The sequence below is a fragment of the Bacteroidales bacterium genome (assembly GCA_035342335.1).
In the GTDB taxonomy this organism is placed as follows: domain Bacteria; phylum Bacteroidota; class Bacteroidia; order Bacteroidales; family JAGONC01; genus JAGONC01.
Window position 1 is genome coordinate 137,034 of the sequence record DAOQWY010000004.1, and the last position, 14,802, is coordinate 151,835.

A 14,802-nucleotide genomic window follows, 5' to 3' on the forward strand; every position below is an offset into this window, starting at 1 on the left:
AACAGAAAACAGTTAACCTATGCGTGGTTCGGTCAGGGATAAGTTGGTCTATACGGTCAAGGACAGATGCAGGGTGTGCTATACCTGTGTGAGAGAATGTCCTGTGAAGGCGATCAGGATCATCAACGGGCAGGCCGAGGTGATCAGTGAGCGCTGCATCGGTTGTGGGAATTGTGTGGTAGTGTGCAGCCAGCAGGCGAAAATGTATGTCACCCAGGTCGATTCGGTTCAGGAACTGCTTTCTTCTTCCGAAAAGGTCGTTGCCCTTGTTGCTCCCAGTTTTCCGGCTGAATTTACCGAATTCAGTGATTTCAGAGTTTTTGTGGGAAAACTTCGTGCACTGGGCTTTGACCACGTGATGGAAGTGGCTTTCGGGGCTGATCTTGTTGCAGGGGAATACGCCAGGTTGATCGACGAGGAGCACGTTCCCTCCATGATCAGTTCCGATTGCCCTGCCATCGTGTACTACATCCGTCACTATCATCCTGAGCTGGTTCCGTACCTGGCCCCCGTGGTGTCTCCCATGGAAGCTGCGGCCCGCGTAGCGAAAAAGAAATATGGCGGGCACGTCAAGCTGGTCTTTATTGGTCCCTGTATCGCTAAGAAGGCCGAATCGGATGAAGTGGACGAAATCATCACGTTTGAGGAACTCCGGCAGCTTTTTACACAGCATGACTCTGATCTGCAGGATGTGGCTCCCTCCGACTTTGATCCTCCCCACGCGGGAAAAGGAGCCATTTTCCCATTGAGCAGAGGACTGCTGCAGTCGATGAATAAAACGGATGACCTGTGCGATGGCAACATTCTCATCGCCGAAGGAAAACCCTTGTTTAAGGAAGCTATCCGCCAGTTCTCAAAAGAGTTGAAGGGAACCCATCATCTTCAATTGCTGTGCTGTGAAGGGTGCATCATGGGACCGGGGATGTCGAGGGACGGGCAACGGTATATCCGCCGGAATTTGATCAGCCGTTATGCCAGCAAAAAAATGTCGGATAACCGGCATTCACAATGGGTGTTGGACATGGATGCATTTAAGGACATTCCACTGAGTAAATCCTTTAAACCAGCCGACAGGCGTATTCCGCTCCCGAACCTGGAAGAAATTGACCAGGTGCTGCTCCGGATGGGCAAAAAGAGCCCGAGCGATCACCTCAACTGCGGGGCCTGTGGCTACGACACCTGCGAAGAACACGCCATTGCCATCCTGGAAGGATTGGCGGAAACGGAAATGTGCCTGCCGTATACCATTGAAAAATTACACAAGTCGATTGAAGAACTGAATTTCTCCAACGAAAAGCTCGCATCAGCACAGCAGGCATTGAAACAATCCGAGAAAATGGCCACCATGGGACAACTGTCGGCAGGCATTGCCCACGAGCTCAACAATCCTCTTGGCGTGATCACCATGTACAGCAATATCCTGATCGATGAATCCAAACCCGGTGACCCGATCCGGAAGGACCTGGAACTGATCGCCGAACAGGCAAGCCGGTGCAAGGGCATCGTCGGCGGATTGCTCAATTTTGCCCGCAAAAACCAGGTGAAACTGGAACTTACGAACATGAAAAGTTTCATCGAAAAGAGCTTCCAGTCCATCCTAAAAAACGATTCGGTATCCGTTTCGTTCGAATGCACAGCAAAGGATACGGAAGCCATGATCGACCAGGACCAGATGATGCAGGTTTTGACCAACCTGGAAAAGAACGCCGTGGAAGCCATGCCTGATGGCGGAAACCTGAAGATCATCCTGTCGGGCGATGATGAAAGCATTGAAATCAAGGTGGCTGATACAGGAACGGGCATCTCCCGGGAAAACATGGAAAAAATTTTCACGCCCTTCTTTACCACAAAACAAATTGGAAGAGGAACCGGACTGGGATTGCCCCTGATCTATGGAATCGTCAAAATGCACCGTGGACAGATCAATGTCACATCCAACGCTGATCCGGCAGAGGGACCGACAGGGACCGCTTTTACAATGAAACTGCCACGTGTAATAAACCAATTAAATTAACCAAATGCCATGACAAAAAAAGTATTGATTGTGGATGATGACCCCGATTACCTGAGTCTGCTGAAATTCCATGTGGAGGGTTTGGGATTTGAAACCATTACCGCTGAAAGCCAGAAGGAGGGAGAGGAGATCATGCAACAAATGAAACCCGATCTGGCTATCTTCGACCTGATGATGGAAAACAAAGACAGCGGATTTATTCTCAGCTATAAATTCAAGAAGAAATACCCTGATGTTCCTGTCATCATCGCTACCGCCGTAACGGCGGAAACAGGAATGATCTTCGGACTGGATACTGAAGAGGAAAAGAGCTGGATCAAAGCGGATCTCTACCTGGAGAAGGGCCTCAGACCCGATCAGCTCCACCGTGAGATCAATAAATTATTGCAACTATAATCAGGAAAGCTGTTATAAATGGAAAAACTTAAGGTACTTATCGTGGATGATGAACCCGGAATCCGATCAGGGATCAACAGGATCCTGCGAAACTATTCCGTAGGATTCCCCTTTATGGAAGAGGATTTCCAGTTCGAACTCATCGACGCAGAAACAGGTGAAAAAGCCATTGAGATCATTGAGTCAAGCCCGGTCGACATCATTTTGCTGGACAATAAATTACCGGGTATCAACGGGATTGACGTTTTGGAGTACATCAGCAAACAGAAGTATGATGTTCAGGTCATGATGATCACTTCGTATGCCTCCCTGGACCTGGCCGTAAAGGCCACCAATATCGGGGCATATAATTTCATTCCCAAACCCTTCACTCCTGATGAGTTAAAGACGGCCATGGAAGGGATCACCAAGCATCTTTACCTGAAACGAATGACACGTCAGCTTCACAAAGAGGGGAAAGAGATCCGGTTTCAGTTCCTTTCCGTGCTTTCACACGAGCTCAAGTCACCCATCAATGCCATCGAAGGTTACCTTCAGATCATGAAAGAAAAGCAGGTGGGTGACAAGATTGATGATTATGGTGTCATGATCAGCAGATCCATCGAGCGTTTAAAAGGAATGCGGACCCTGATCATGGACCTGCTGGATCTCACCAGGCTTGAGTCAGGAAAGAAACAACGGGAATTAAAGAAGACCGATCTGTCGGAAATAGCCAAAATGGCGATCCATTCCATGGAACCGCTGGCCATCCAGAAAAACGTCAGCATTTATTATGACAACGGAGAACCCTGTTATCTGAACGGTGACAGCGCCGAGATCGAGATCATCATGAACAACCTGCTGTCGAATGCCGTCAAATATAATAAAGAGGGCGGGCAGATCTATGTTCATATCAAAGGTTCCGACGATAAGGTAGTCATCAAGGTGGAAGATACAGGCATTGGGATGAGCGTGGAAGACCAGGAAAAGCTGTTCCGGGAATTTGTAAGGATCAAGAACGTCAAAACCAAGAACATCACAGGCAGCGGCCTGGGATTGTCCATCATAAAAAAACTTGTGGATCTGTACGCCGGTGACATAAAGGTTTCCAGCAAACCCGATGTGGGATCCACCTTTACCGTCACCCTGATGAAAAATGCCGATACAACGAATACCCTTCTGTTACAATGAAATTCACACCCGAAAAATACCGTATTGAAGATGTGTCAGGAACGCCCTTCATCGATCCCGGGGAGATCTGGAATTATTTGGATCATGCGCAGCCGACCATGGACCGGGTCAGGCAGATCATCGACCGGTCGCTGAGCAAGAACAGGTTGTCGCTGGAAGAGGTTGCCGTGCTGATCAAAGCCGATGACCCTGCGATGATCAGTGCCATTAAGGAAGGTGCACGGAAACTGAAAGAGATAGTCTACGGACAGCGCATCGTGCTTTTTGCTCCGCTGTATGTGGGCAATTCGTGCATTAATAACTGCAAATACTGTGGTTTCAAGGCATCCAACCGGCAGGCCGTCCGGCGAACCCTTACCCAGGAGGAGCTGATCGGGAATGTCAAAGCCCTGGAGGACCAGGGGCAGAAACGCCTCATCCTGGTTTATGGGGAACATCCTTCGTACACTCCGGAGTACATCGCCGGCACGGTTCGCACGGTGTATCAGGTGAAGAAAGGCAACGGGGAGATCCGAAGGGTGAACATCAACGCGGCGCCTATGGATGTGGAGGGATTCCGGACCATCAAACAGGCGGGCATCGGGACCTACCAGATCTTCCAGGAAACCTACCACCCGGAAGCCTACACCTGGTATCACCCCAGCGGCCGGAAGAAGGACTATGCTTACCGGCTCGTATCGCTCGACCGCGCCCAGGAGGCCGGTATCGACGATGTGGGCATAGGTGCGTTGCTGGGACTGTACGACTGGCGCTTTGAGGTAATGGCCCTTGTGAGGCATACCAGCCACCTGGAGGCCTGTTTCAATGTGGGCCCGCATACCATTTCTTTCCCAAGAGTGCAGGATGCATCGGATTACCAGATCGATGAGCGATACAAGGTTACGGATGAAGATTTTGTCAGGCTCATTGCCATCCTCCGCCTGGCTGTCCCCTATACGGGTATGATCCTGACAGCCCGGGAGCCTTCCTTTATCAGGGATGAAGTACTCCAGTTTGGTTGCTCCCAGATCGACGGCGGTACACGCCTGGAATTGGGTGCCTATGCGGAAGAGGATCGGAAAAAATTACAGAATTTAAACCTTGAACAATTCCTGATCAATGATAATCGCTCACTGAATGAAGTGATCGATGAGCTGATCCATCAGGGATATATCCCATCCTTTTGCACGGCCTGCTACCGCAAAGGCCGTACTGGTGAGCATTTTATGGAATTTTCGGTACCGGGATTCATCAAGCGGTTCTGTACCCCGAATGCCCTGCTGACACTGGCTGAATACCTGTGTGACTACGCGCCTGCTGCCACACGGGAAAAAGGCTGGGCACTGATTGAAAAGAACCTGGGTGAGATGGAAAAGTCGGCCGGCAAGGATGCCCTGCTCGAACGCATGGAAAGAATCAAAAAGGGGGAAAGGGACCTGTATTTTTAATAGTCGGCGGTCAGCAGCGGAGCGAAGCGACGTCCCGACGGAAGCCAGGATCAGCAGCCAGCAATTTGACAATTTGACAATTTAACAATTTATCATATACGATTTTAAGATGTCCAAAGGCATAGAGACCAAACCCCATATCGGGATCTTCGGACGTAGAAATACCGGAAAGAGCTCCTTTATCAACAGGCTGGTGAACCAGCAGGTTGCCATCGTCTCGGAACAGGCGGGAACCACCACCGATCCCGTCAGAAAGTCCATCGAGATCTTTGGGATTGGTCCGGCCATCGTCATCGACACGGCCGGTATCGACGATGTGGGTGAACTGGGAGCGATGAGGATCAACAGGACGATGGAAGTGCTCAGAACAGTTGATTGCGGCGTACTGCTGATCACCGGTAACGGGTTCGGCGAAGAGGAAGAAAGACTGATCCAGGGATTCAGGGAATGGGACATACCCTATCTGATTGTCCATAACAAAGAAGATCTGGAGCAGCTTCGCCCTGAAACGGAGAAAGCCCTGAGAGAAGGGTACGGATCGACGGTGATCAGGTTCAGTGCGGTTTTGAGCAATGATCTGCAGGAAGTGACCGAAGCCCTGAAGGATATCATTCCTGACACGGCCTACCGGTACGCAACGTTGATCGGCGATATTGTTCACAAAGACGACTACGTCGTTCTCATCACACCCATCGATCAGGAAGCGCCCGAGGGCCGAATGATCCTGCCGCAGATCATGGTGATCAGGGATGTGCTGGATAATGATGGCATCAACATCGTACTAAAGGAAAACCAGGTTACGTCATTCTTTCAGACATCGGGTATCCGACCATCACTGGTCATCACCGACAGCCAGGTATTTCACAAGGTCAAAGACCTGGTGCCGGAAACGGTTCCCCTGACCAGCTTCAGTATCGTTCTGGCACGCAGAAAGGGTAATTTTGAGCATTATCTCAAAGGTACACCCCATCTTGAAAACCTAAACAATGGCGACAGGGTACTGATCCTGGAATCGTGCACGCACCAGGTGAATTGCGACGACATTGGCCGGAATAAGCTGCCCCGCTGGATCCGCGAATTCACCGGAAAATCGGTTGAAGTGGATGTTGTGGCAGGACTTGATCCGGTTCCCGCAGATATCCGTGCCTACAGCCTGGTCATCCAGTGCGGAGGTTGCATGATCACCCGCAAACAGCTTCAAAACCGCCTGAAATTCGCCATCAATGCCGGGATACCGGTATCCAACTACGGACTCGCCATTGCCTATATGAATGGCATATTTGAAAGGGTGACCGCTCCTTTTATGACAAGCGATGGATCCAATCAATGACATTCTGCTGCAGCCCAGCCTGGACCGTGCCCAGATCATCAGGTTGCTTTCGGCTGAATCAGACACTGAAAAAGAACAAATTTTTGCCAGGGCCTGTGAGGTCAAAAAGGCCCATATGGGGGAACAGATTTTCGTCAGGGGCCTGATCGAATTATCCAATGTCTGCAGAAAGAATTGCCTTTACTGCGGTGTCAGGAGAGGCATCAGGGATGTCCACAGGTACGACATCCCCGATGATGAGGTGAATGAAGTGGTGCGGCAGGCACTGGAGCAGGGGTACACTTCGCTGGTCATCCAGTCGGGGGAACGGACCGACAGGAGCTTCATCGACCGGATCGGGCGGATGCTGAAAAAAATACAGAGCATCTCCAACCAGGGGATGAGGGTCACGTTATCGTGCGGTGAACAAAGCCTGGAAACCTACCGTTGCTGGGCTGACAGCGGCGCTCACCGATATTTGCTGAGGATCGAGACCACCAACCGTGATCTTTACCGCAGGATCCATCCGGCCGACGACCTCCATCGTTACGACAACCGGATCAGAGCACTGCAACATCTGAAAGAAGCCGGTTATCTTGTCGGAACCGGCGTCATGATTGGCCTTCCCGGTCAATCCGTGGAGGATCTTGCCGATGATCTGCTGTTTCTGAGTGACATCCAGGTGGATATGGTTGGGATGGGTCCCTATATCGAGCATGAGAAGACACCTCTTTTTAAAGAAAAAGACCGGCTATGGTCAACGCAGGAACGGCTGGAGAAAAGTCTTTTAATGATCGCCGTATTGCGCCTTCTTCTGAAAGACATCAACATTGCATCAGCCACTGCATTGGATGTGCTGAGCCCGGAGGGAAGAACACTGGCGTTCCATGCAGGGGCCAGCGTGCTGATGCCCAACATCACCCCTGTCCGTTACCGTGAGGACTACCTGATCTACAAGGATAAGCCGGTACTCCTGGAAGCAACGGATCTCATTAAAAGGATCAGCTCAGGTTTGCCGTCAGGAATGAAAATAGACCTGGCGGCGTGGGGGGATCAAAATAAAGGATTGTCCTCTGAGAAAGCCTGATCCCCAGACAGCCGGCTGCTCATACATGCGTATGCGCGGATATTTATTGTACCTTTGGCATCAAATACATTCCAAATGAAAGGTATCGGTAACAGGCAAAACAAATCGCAGCCTTCCAGGGTCCGAAAGAATTCTTTTTCCGGCCAGATCAAAGGAAAGGGAAGCACATCCGCCTCCTTCACCCGTCAGGCGAAAAGAATGAATACAGGCACCAAAAGAATGCAAGGCTCGAAATAGTGCATTCAAGCAGCACAATTCCAATGGTTCTTAAAACTCCAATGCCATGAAACAATGGTACGAATCCCTGTTTGAAAATTACGGACTGCAATACGACAGGGAGGTTTTCGTCCAGGGCACGCCGGGCGAATGTGATTTTATCGAAAAGGAGATCCTGTATAATAAGAACGTACGGGTCCTGGACCTTGGCTGTGGTACGGGCCGGCATACCATTGAACTGGCACGGCGCGGTTACAGGGTGACAGGGATCGATCTGTCGGAGGCCCAACTGAAAAGGGCACGGGAAAAAGCAAAGAAAGCTGGCCTGGTCATTGATTTTCAGCAGCAGGACGCACGGGAACTATCGTTCAGGAATGCGTTCGATCTGGTGATCATGCTCTGCGAAGGAGCATTTCCCCTGATGGAGACCGATGAGATGAATTTCCGGATCCTTCAGAATGCGGCCTGTGCCCTGAAGGATGACGGCAAGCTGATCTTCACCACGTTGAATGGCTTTTTCCCCATTTTTCATTCCGTCAAGGATTTCCTGGATGCCGGCCGGGTGGAGGGCAATGCAGTTGAGGAGAACATCACCTTTGACCTGATGACCTTCCGCGATCGCAGCACTCTGCGGATGAAGGATGATTCAGGCCAAGAGAAGGAGTTAGACTGTAACCAGCGGTATTATGTGCCCACCGAGATCACTTGGTTGTTAAAGTCACTGAATTTTCGAAAAATTGAAATTTTTGGCGCGAAATTGGGTGCATTCAGCCGCTCTGATCAGCTGACAACGGAAGATTTTGAGATGCTGGTCATTGCAGAAAAATAAAGTGATTCAATCAATTGAATGGTAAAATGGAAAAAGAAGTCATCACAGCCGTTGCCCTGGGAGTAGGCCTGGCTGCCAGTTGCGGATTCAGGGTCTTCATCCCGTTGCTTGTGGCAAGCATCGCTGCCCGCACCGGTCTCTTTCCCCTGAATGAAAGTTTCGAGTGGCTGGCCAGCTGGCCGGCGATCATCAGTTTCGGCACTGCAACCATCTTTGAAATATTTGCATATTATATTCCTTTTGTCGACAACCTGCTGGATACGATCACCACGCCACTGGCCATCGGAGCGGGTACGCTGCTGGTGACCTCTGTGTTGCCCATCGACCAGGACTTCCTGAAATGGATCACCGGATTGATCGTGGGCGGAGGAGCTGCTGCCACCATACAGGGCGGCAGCGTGCTGACACGGCTTGCCTCTTCAAAGCTGACGGCAGGCGCAGGGAATCCGGTCGTTGCCACGGGCGAACACGCCGCCGCCGTGGGCTCGTCGGTGCTCACCCTGGTGTCGCCGGTCCTGATCGCCATCGTGTTTTTCCTCTTCATTGTTTTCATTCTGGTAAAACTGCAGAGACGCCTCAGCCGTAAAAGGGCAACCTGAGTGTGCAACACCTCGTTACCTCCCCAAAGAATCCTGCCGCACGCTGCCATTTTGGCCTTCTTGTCGATCATCAGTTCTTGGAAGGGCTCCTTTTAACGGGTTTTCGGGTCTACGGGTCTACGGGTCTACGGGTCTTCTTTCTACTGATAGGGAGGATCGTGATTTGATTAAGTGGAATTTGTCTGGAATTTGGATCCTGGAATTTGGAACTTTCCGGTCCCTGGCCTCTACCGGTAAAGATGCACAACCCCTTGCAACGACCTTTTCCGGAGCCCTGTCAGGGTGATCTCATGAACATCGCAGACATAGAAGTAAACTCCCTCGCTGCACTCCTGATCCGTGTCCTGGTTCTTGCCGTCCCAGTTGATCTGTGGATCCGTGGTTTCAAAAACAACAGTTCCCCAGCGGTTAAAGATTTTTATATCAATACGTTCCACGGAAGTATAGGGGAAGGGAACCAGGCGATCATTGAATCCATCTGCATTGGGGGTGAAAACATTCGGTAGGGTGTAGATTGAACAGCTGTCGATGCTCACACAGACCACATTGCTGAAAATGCTCTGATTACCGGCGGTATCCAGGGCGGTGACAGCATAACACCCGGAGATGGACGTCAGGTTCTGGTGCAAATAATTTGTGTCGGCCGGATTCAGCAGTGAATCAAGGATGGTGTAATCCCCTTCCAGTGAAGGGGTGAAGTAGATGTAATATCTGACCACATCATCAGCACAAAAATTATTGGGATTGGTCCAGACAAGGTGATTGGCCACCAGATCACAATCGGTGTCCACCGTCAGTTCAGGGGGGCAGGGCGCCACGTTGTCCACGGGAATGTTGCACACAATCTGGGAATTGTTCAGGATCGGATCAATCACACCGGGTGAAGAGTAATGGCCGATGCTCCTAACAAAATAGCAATAGCTGACGCCGTTGACAAGTCCTGTATCAGCGAAGAACCGGGTATCGGAGTACCCGGCTGAATCGTACGTCTGGGATTCCGCATCAAGCTTGTAGATAATATAGTTTTCATTCTGCCACGGCACATTCTCCGACCAGTCAAGAAGGATACTGTTGTCAGAAGGTTCACTTCTCAGGTACACAGAAGAAGCCGGCTGGGATGACCCGATCAGGAAATAATTTCCCTGTCCGTTATTGTACAGATCGATCCTATAGCAGGATGGATGTTCACGGGTATTGATCCCGGAATGAAGGAAGATGGTGTCATTCAGGTCATCATAGGAGGCGATTTGTGACAGGCTGGATCCGCTTAAATCTGGGGAAAAATGAATGAGGTAGCGATACGGTCCGGGGGCCTGCACCGTATCAATCTCTGTAGGTTTTGACCAGACCACCCGGATGGCACCATCTTTTATCCCTGTGGATTCGACACTGACATTGGTGATGACAGGCACGTCCTTTTTCAACGAAGCACAGGCTTCATTGGATGCATAACTTTCAGCGCCGTCAGGAAAGATTGCAATGACAAGGTAACAATACTGCAAACCGTGCAGCAGTCCGGCTCCGCTGTTGTCGTCCAAAAAGGAGGTATTTTCCACGGCGTTCACTGTACCGATCAGTGCGTATCCGGTATAGGCCGGCACTCCTGTTTCACATGGCCCGGGAACGAAACCGTAAGGGCCGAACCTGCGGTAGATCTCGTAGCCTGCTGCATTGGAGCAACCCACCTTATCCCAGTTTAATTGAATGGTGTTACCTAACGGTTGGGCCGTTAGATTTTCCGGAGGTGGCCCGTTCACGGTAATATTCGTTGTCGTTATGTCAACCAGTTCTACCGGATAGCCATCATCTGTGGCTTTGAAATAAACTGAATAGGGCCGTTTCTGGACGTGTGCGCAGATGGGGCTCCAGGTAAAGGTACCCGATACCAGTCCGGAAGTATCCTCCGGTGCGATGAAGGTGGCAGGGCTTTGGTCAAGGATCAGCGGTCCTCCCGTCGCAGTCAGGGTGATGTTATCATTATCTGCGTCCGTAGCGTTAACGATGAACGTCAGGGTCGTCCCGGCTTTGACACACGTATCGGTGAGCACATCGATGACCGGCGGTGTATTGTCACAGGGTGCAATTTCCACCTGCATATCCCGCGTGATCGTGCCGATCAGCAAGCCGTTTCTCCATTCTTCGATCAGGAAGGCAAAGTTGTACTCTCCCTGCAGCGTAGGTGCATCCCAAACAATATCGCCGGTGACAGGGTTGATGGTGAATTCTCCGGGATCGTGGTTTGGATCCGATACATTGGGATACTCGTAGCCCGGAATGTTATTCCCTCCAACGGTTTTACAGACGGTGAACCTGTAGGAGAGACTGTCGCCTTCAGCGTCGTACGCACCGGCATTATGGATGAAAGGAATGCCGACACAACCTCTGTCGATGGGCGGATTCAGCAGGACGGGCGAGTCGTTAGGCCCCAGGAAGGGATTGATGACCAGCTTGGTCTGGATGTAAAAGGGAACATTAACGGAGTTGGGTATATTGATGATCCCGTAGTTCCGGTTGGGATCTTCCATGGAAAGGGTATAGGTGGATGCTCCACTGTACGAATGTTGTCCGATATAGACGTTCCGGCGGATGTCATTCGCCAGATCGGTCTTTTCCACACGATCCAGAATGCTTGATGTTCCGTCACCCCAGAGGATCTCAAGCTCAGGCCGGTCGGCAGGGCTGGGCGCGAAGGTATAGGTCAGGATTTTCACTTCGTAAGTCAGTCCGCTGATATGCCTGTAGGTGATCTCACCTGCTCTTTCGTGTGTGGCATGCACAACCAGGGAAAGCGTAAGGAGCAGGATAAGGACAAACGATCGTATCATGTGGCAATCAAAATGGGATGGTGACAAAATTACAAAAATCTTGCCTGAAACTTCTTTTTATGGTGTTCTTATCCTGTAAAACAAGCTTTTTAGTAATTTTGTTAAACAGCATAAATTATACAGTTCACCAGTTCTGCATCCATGTTCCAGGTCGATTATACGGTTGAGAATAAGGAAATTCTCCGGCGCTACCGGCAATTATTGTCGGCTTTCCGGCCGGGTGCAGGGAAAAAAGATACCAGGCTCATCAAGAAAGCTTTCCGGTATGCCCTGGATGCCCACAAGGACATGCGGAGGAAGACAGGTGACCCCTATATCTATCATCCCCTGGAAGTGGCCCGTATCGTAACGGGCGAGATCGGACTTGGTGAGATATCCATCGTGTGCGCTTTGTTGCATGATGTTGTGGAGGATACAGTGCATACCCTGTCGGACATTGAAAGAGTGTTCGGGCCTGAAGTTTCCCGCATTATCGACGGATTGACCAAGATCAAGGACATTTTTGATTCCAAGACGGATGCACTCACCTATTCTGCTCAGGCGGAGACGTTCAAAAAAATGTTGTTGACGCTTTCCGACGACGTAAGGGTTATCCTGATCAAGATCGCTGACCGGTTGCATAATATGCGGACACTGGATGCCATGCCGGCCGAGAAACAGCTGAAAACCGCTTCGGAAACCATCTACTGGTTTGCTCCGCTTGCACACCGGCTGGGATTGTATGCCATCAAGAGCGAACTGGAGGACCTGGCCCTGAAGTACACAGAACCAGAAATCTTCAGCAACATCAATGCGAAGATCATTGAATCGGAGAAGGACCGGAAACGTTTCATCACCCATTTTATCTACCCGATCAAAAAAGCACTCCGCGAGCAAAATTTCAACTTTGAAATAGAAGGGAGACTCAAGTCGGTATACTCGATCTGGAAAAAAATGAAAGAGAAAGAAATTCCTTTCGAAGAGGTGTACGATCTTTTCGCAATCCGGATCATTATCGACACGCCACTGGAAACTGAAAAGATTGATTGCTGGAAAGTGTACACCCTCATCACCCATCATTATGCTCCCCTGCGGAACCGGCTGCGCGACTGGATATCCACGCCCAAACAAAACGGCTATGAGTCATTGCACACAACCGTGATGAGCGATTCAGGAGATTGGGTGGAAGTTCAGATCCGATCGAAAAGAATGGACGAAATCGCCGAGAAGGGGTATGCCGCCCATTGGAAATACAAGGATAATGCGACCAGGACATCAGGTCTGGAGCAATGGCTTGGAAAGATATCCGAGATGCTGAAATCGCCTGAGCTGAATACCCTGGATTTTCTGGAAAACTTTAAAATGGACCTTTTTTCGGATGAGATCTCTGTTTTCACGCCAAAGGGCCATCTTCGCTCCTTACCTGTAGGGTCCACTGCCGTCGACTTCGCCTATTTGATCCATACGGAGCTGGGCAATCACTGCATCGGGGCTAAAGTGAACCACCGGCTGGTCGCCCTGCATTATGAGCTCAAGAATGGCGACCAGGTTGAGATCCTGGCCTCCAGGAAACAAAGACCAAAGGAAGAATGGCTGGATTTCGTCGTTACCGCCAAAGCCAGGTCGAACATCCGGGAGGCCCTGAAGGAGGAAAAAAAGAAATTCAGCGAAAAAGGCAGGCAACTTTTACAGGAATACTTCAAACAGCTGCATCTGGAAATGAATAATGCGAACCTCTTTCGTATGCAGAAATATTTTGACCTGCCGGTTCTGGTCGACCTGTATTATCAGATTGCAATGAAGGAGATTGGAATAAAGGAAATCAGGGAATGCTGCCAACCGACTGAACGAGGAGGCCTGCTGGGGCTCATCACCAGGCCTTTTACCAAATCCAGAAGTCAGGAAACTGCTTTGCTGGTGGAAATTTTAGCTGAAAAGGCCCGAAAGCAACCGGAGCTTTTTGTGATCAACCCAAACCAGGAAAACATACCTTATATCATTGCTTCCTGTTGCAATCCCATTCCGGGTGACGACATTGTCGGTTTCATGACGGATGGTACCAGAATTGACGTGCATCGCACCAACTGCCCCATAGCCGTCCAATTCATGACCAGCTTCGGCAACCGGATCATCAAGGCAAAATGGAAAACCCACGAATCCATCGGTTTCCTGACCGGCATGAAGATCACGGCACTGGATAAAAAAGGATTGATCAAAGAAATTACGGAAATCATTTCCGACCACCTGGATCTGAACATCCGTTCCTTCCATCTTGAAAGCCACGAGGGTGTCATTCAGTGCATGATCATGCTGTATGTGCAGAATGCAGGCAAGGTGAATGACCTCATTTCAAGACTGAAAGCACTGGATCACGTGAAAAAGGTTACCCGTATCAACCGGATGGATGAAAAAGAAGAATGAAATTATATTTATTTAAACTAAATACTAATAAATGAATATTCATTATCTTTAACGCAAATTCCTAGGACATGAAAGATAGTGATAATTCAAATTTTGAAGCGGTCAGAAAGATTTTTACCGATTATCTTGAGATGAACGGCCACCGAAAGACCCCGGAGCGGTATACCATCCTGAAGGAGATCTATGATACGGAAGGGCATTTCGACATTGAAACGCTCTATATCCGCATGAAGAACAATAAATACAGGGTCAGCAGGGCTACCCTGTACAACACCATCGATTTATTGCTGAACTGCAAGTTAGTGACCAAGCATCAGTTTGGGACCAATTCAGCGGAATTTGAGCGTGCGTATAAATTCAGCAAACATGATCATTTCATTGATCTTGACAGCGGTCAGATCAGGGAGTTCTATGATTCACGGATCCAGGAGATCCGGGAGGCGGTGGAGCAGCTTCTGAACGTGGAAATTTCACATCATTCACTTACTTTTTATGGGAAAATAAAGGATAGCTGATTCCGAAAACTGAAA

The 14,802-nt window shown here is 49.9% G+C and carries 12 protein-coding genes; 11 read left to right on the forward strand and 1 reads right to left on the reverse strand.

What is annotated here, in order from left to right; all coding sequences use genetic code 11:
- Positions 1 to 19: 19 nt before the first annotated feature.
- The 9 genes from PKI34_03480 (at position 20) to PKI34_03520 (ending at position 9,047) form a co-directional block, all read left to right on the forward strand.
- Positions 20 to 2,014 carry a [Fe-Fe] hydrogenase large subunit C-terminal domain-containing protein gene (locus PKI34_03480; GenBank protein ID HNS16865.1) on the forward strand — a complete coding sequence of 665 codons (1,995 nt, stop codon included), beginning with the start codon at positions 20 to 22 and terminating at the stop codon, positions 2,012 to 2,014.
- A 9-nt stretch (positions 2,015 to 2,023) separates the two neighbouring features.
- Entirely contained in the window at positions 2,024 to 2,410 is a 387-nt protein-coding gene (locus tag PKI34_03485; GenBank protein ID HNS16866.1) for a response regulator, read from the forward strand.
- 18 nt (positions 2,411 to 2,428) lie between these two features.
- Entirely contained in the window at positions 2,429 to 3,580 is a 1,152-nt protein-coding gene (locus PKI34_03490; GenBank protein ID HNS16867.1) for a hybrid sensor histidine kinase/response regulator, read from the forward strand.
- Positions 3,577 to 5,007 carry a [FeFe] hydrogenase H-cluster radical SAM maturase HydG gene (gene hydG, locus PKI34_03495; GenBank protein HNS16868.1) on the forward strand — a complete coding sequence of 477 codons (1,431 nt, stop codon included), beginning with the start codon at positions 3,577 to 3,579 and terminating at the stop codon, positions 5,005 to 5,007. Before PKI34_03490 ends, hydG begins: the two co-directional genes overlap by 4 nt.
- A gap of 109 nt (positions 5,008 to 5,116) precedes the next feature.
- Positions 5,117 to 6,337: a [FeFe] hydrogenase H-cluster maturation GTPase HydF gene (gene hydF / locus PKI34_03500; protein ID HNS16869.1), complete on the forward strand. Its 1,221-nt coding sequence runs from the start codon at positions 5,117 to 5,119 to the stop codon at positions 6,335 to 6,337.
- The gene (gene hydE / locus PKI34_03505) at positions 6,321 to 7,403 is read left to right on the forward strand and encodes a [FeFe] hydrogenase H-cluster radical SAM maturase HydE (GenBank protein HNS16870.1); all 1,083 of its coding nucleotides are present in this window, start codon (positions 6,321 to 6,323) and stop codon (positions 7,401 to 7,403) included. Before hydF ends, hydE begins: the two co-directional genes overlap by 17 nt.
- Before the next feature lie 75 nt (positions 7,404 to 7,478).
- Entirely contained in the window at positions 7,479 to 7,640 is a 162-nt protein-coding gene (locus PKI34_03510; protein ID HNS16871.1) for a hypothetical protein, read from the forward strand.
- Between the two features lie 46 nt (positions 7,641 to 7,686).
- Entirely contained in the window at positions 7,687 to 8,448 is a 762-nt protein-coding gene (locus PKI34_03515) for a class I SAM-dependent methyltransferase (protein ID HNS16872.1), read from the forward strand.
- Positions 8,449 to 8,474: 26 nt separating this feature from the next.
- Complete coding sequence (locus tag PKI34_03520; protein ID HNS16873.1) at positions 8,475 to 9,047, forward strand: DUF4126 domain-containing protein; 573 nt, start codon at positions 8,475 to 8,477, stop codon at positions 9,045 to 9,047.
- A gap of 227 nt (positions 9,048 to 9,274) precedes the next feature.
- On the opposite strand, the gene PKI34_03525 is transcribed toward PKI34_03520, so the two are convergent.
- The gene (locus PKI34_03525; protein ID HNS16874.1) at positions 9,275 to 11,872 is read right to left on the reverse strand and encodes a gliding motility-associated C-terminal domain-containing protein; all 2,598 of its coding nucleotides are present in this window, start codon (positions 11,870 to 11,872) and stop codon (positions 9,275 to 9,277) included.
- 141 nt (positions 11,873 to 12,013) lie between these two features.
- On the opposite strand from PKI34_03525, the gene PKI34_03530 reads away from it, so the two are divergent.
- Both PKI34_03530 and PKI34_03535 read left to right on the forward strand, forming a co-directional pair.
- Positions 12,014 to 14,272 (forward strand): RelA/SpoT family protein, encoded by a 2,259-nt coding sequence (locus tag PKI34_03530; GenBank protein HNS16875.1) that lies wholly within the window; start codon positions 12,014 to 12,016, stop codon positions 14,270 to 14,272.
- 68 nt (positions 14,273 to 14,340) lie between these two features.
- A complete protein-coding gene (locus tag PKI34_03535) occupies positions 14,341 to 14,787 on the forward strand; it encodes a transcriptional repressor (GenBank protein ID HNS16876.1) in 447 nt (148 codons plus the stop codon).
- The last annotated feature ends 15 nt before the right edge of the window (positions 14,788 to 14,802 follow it).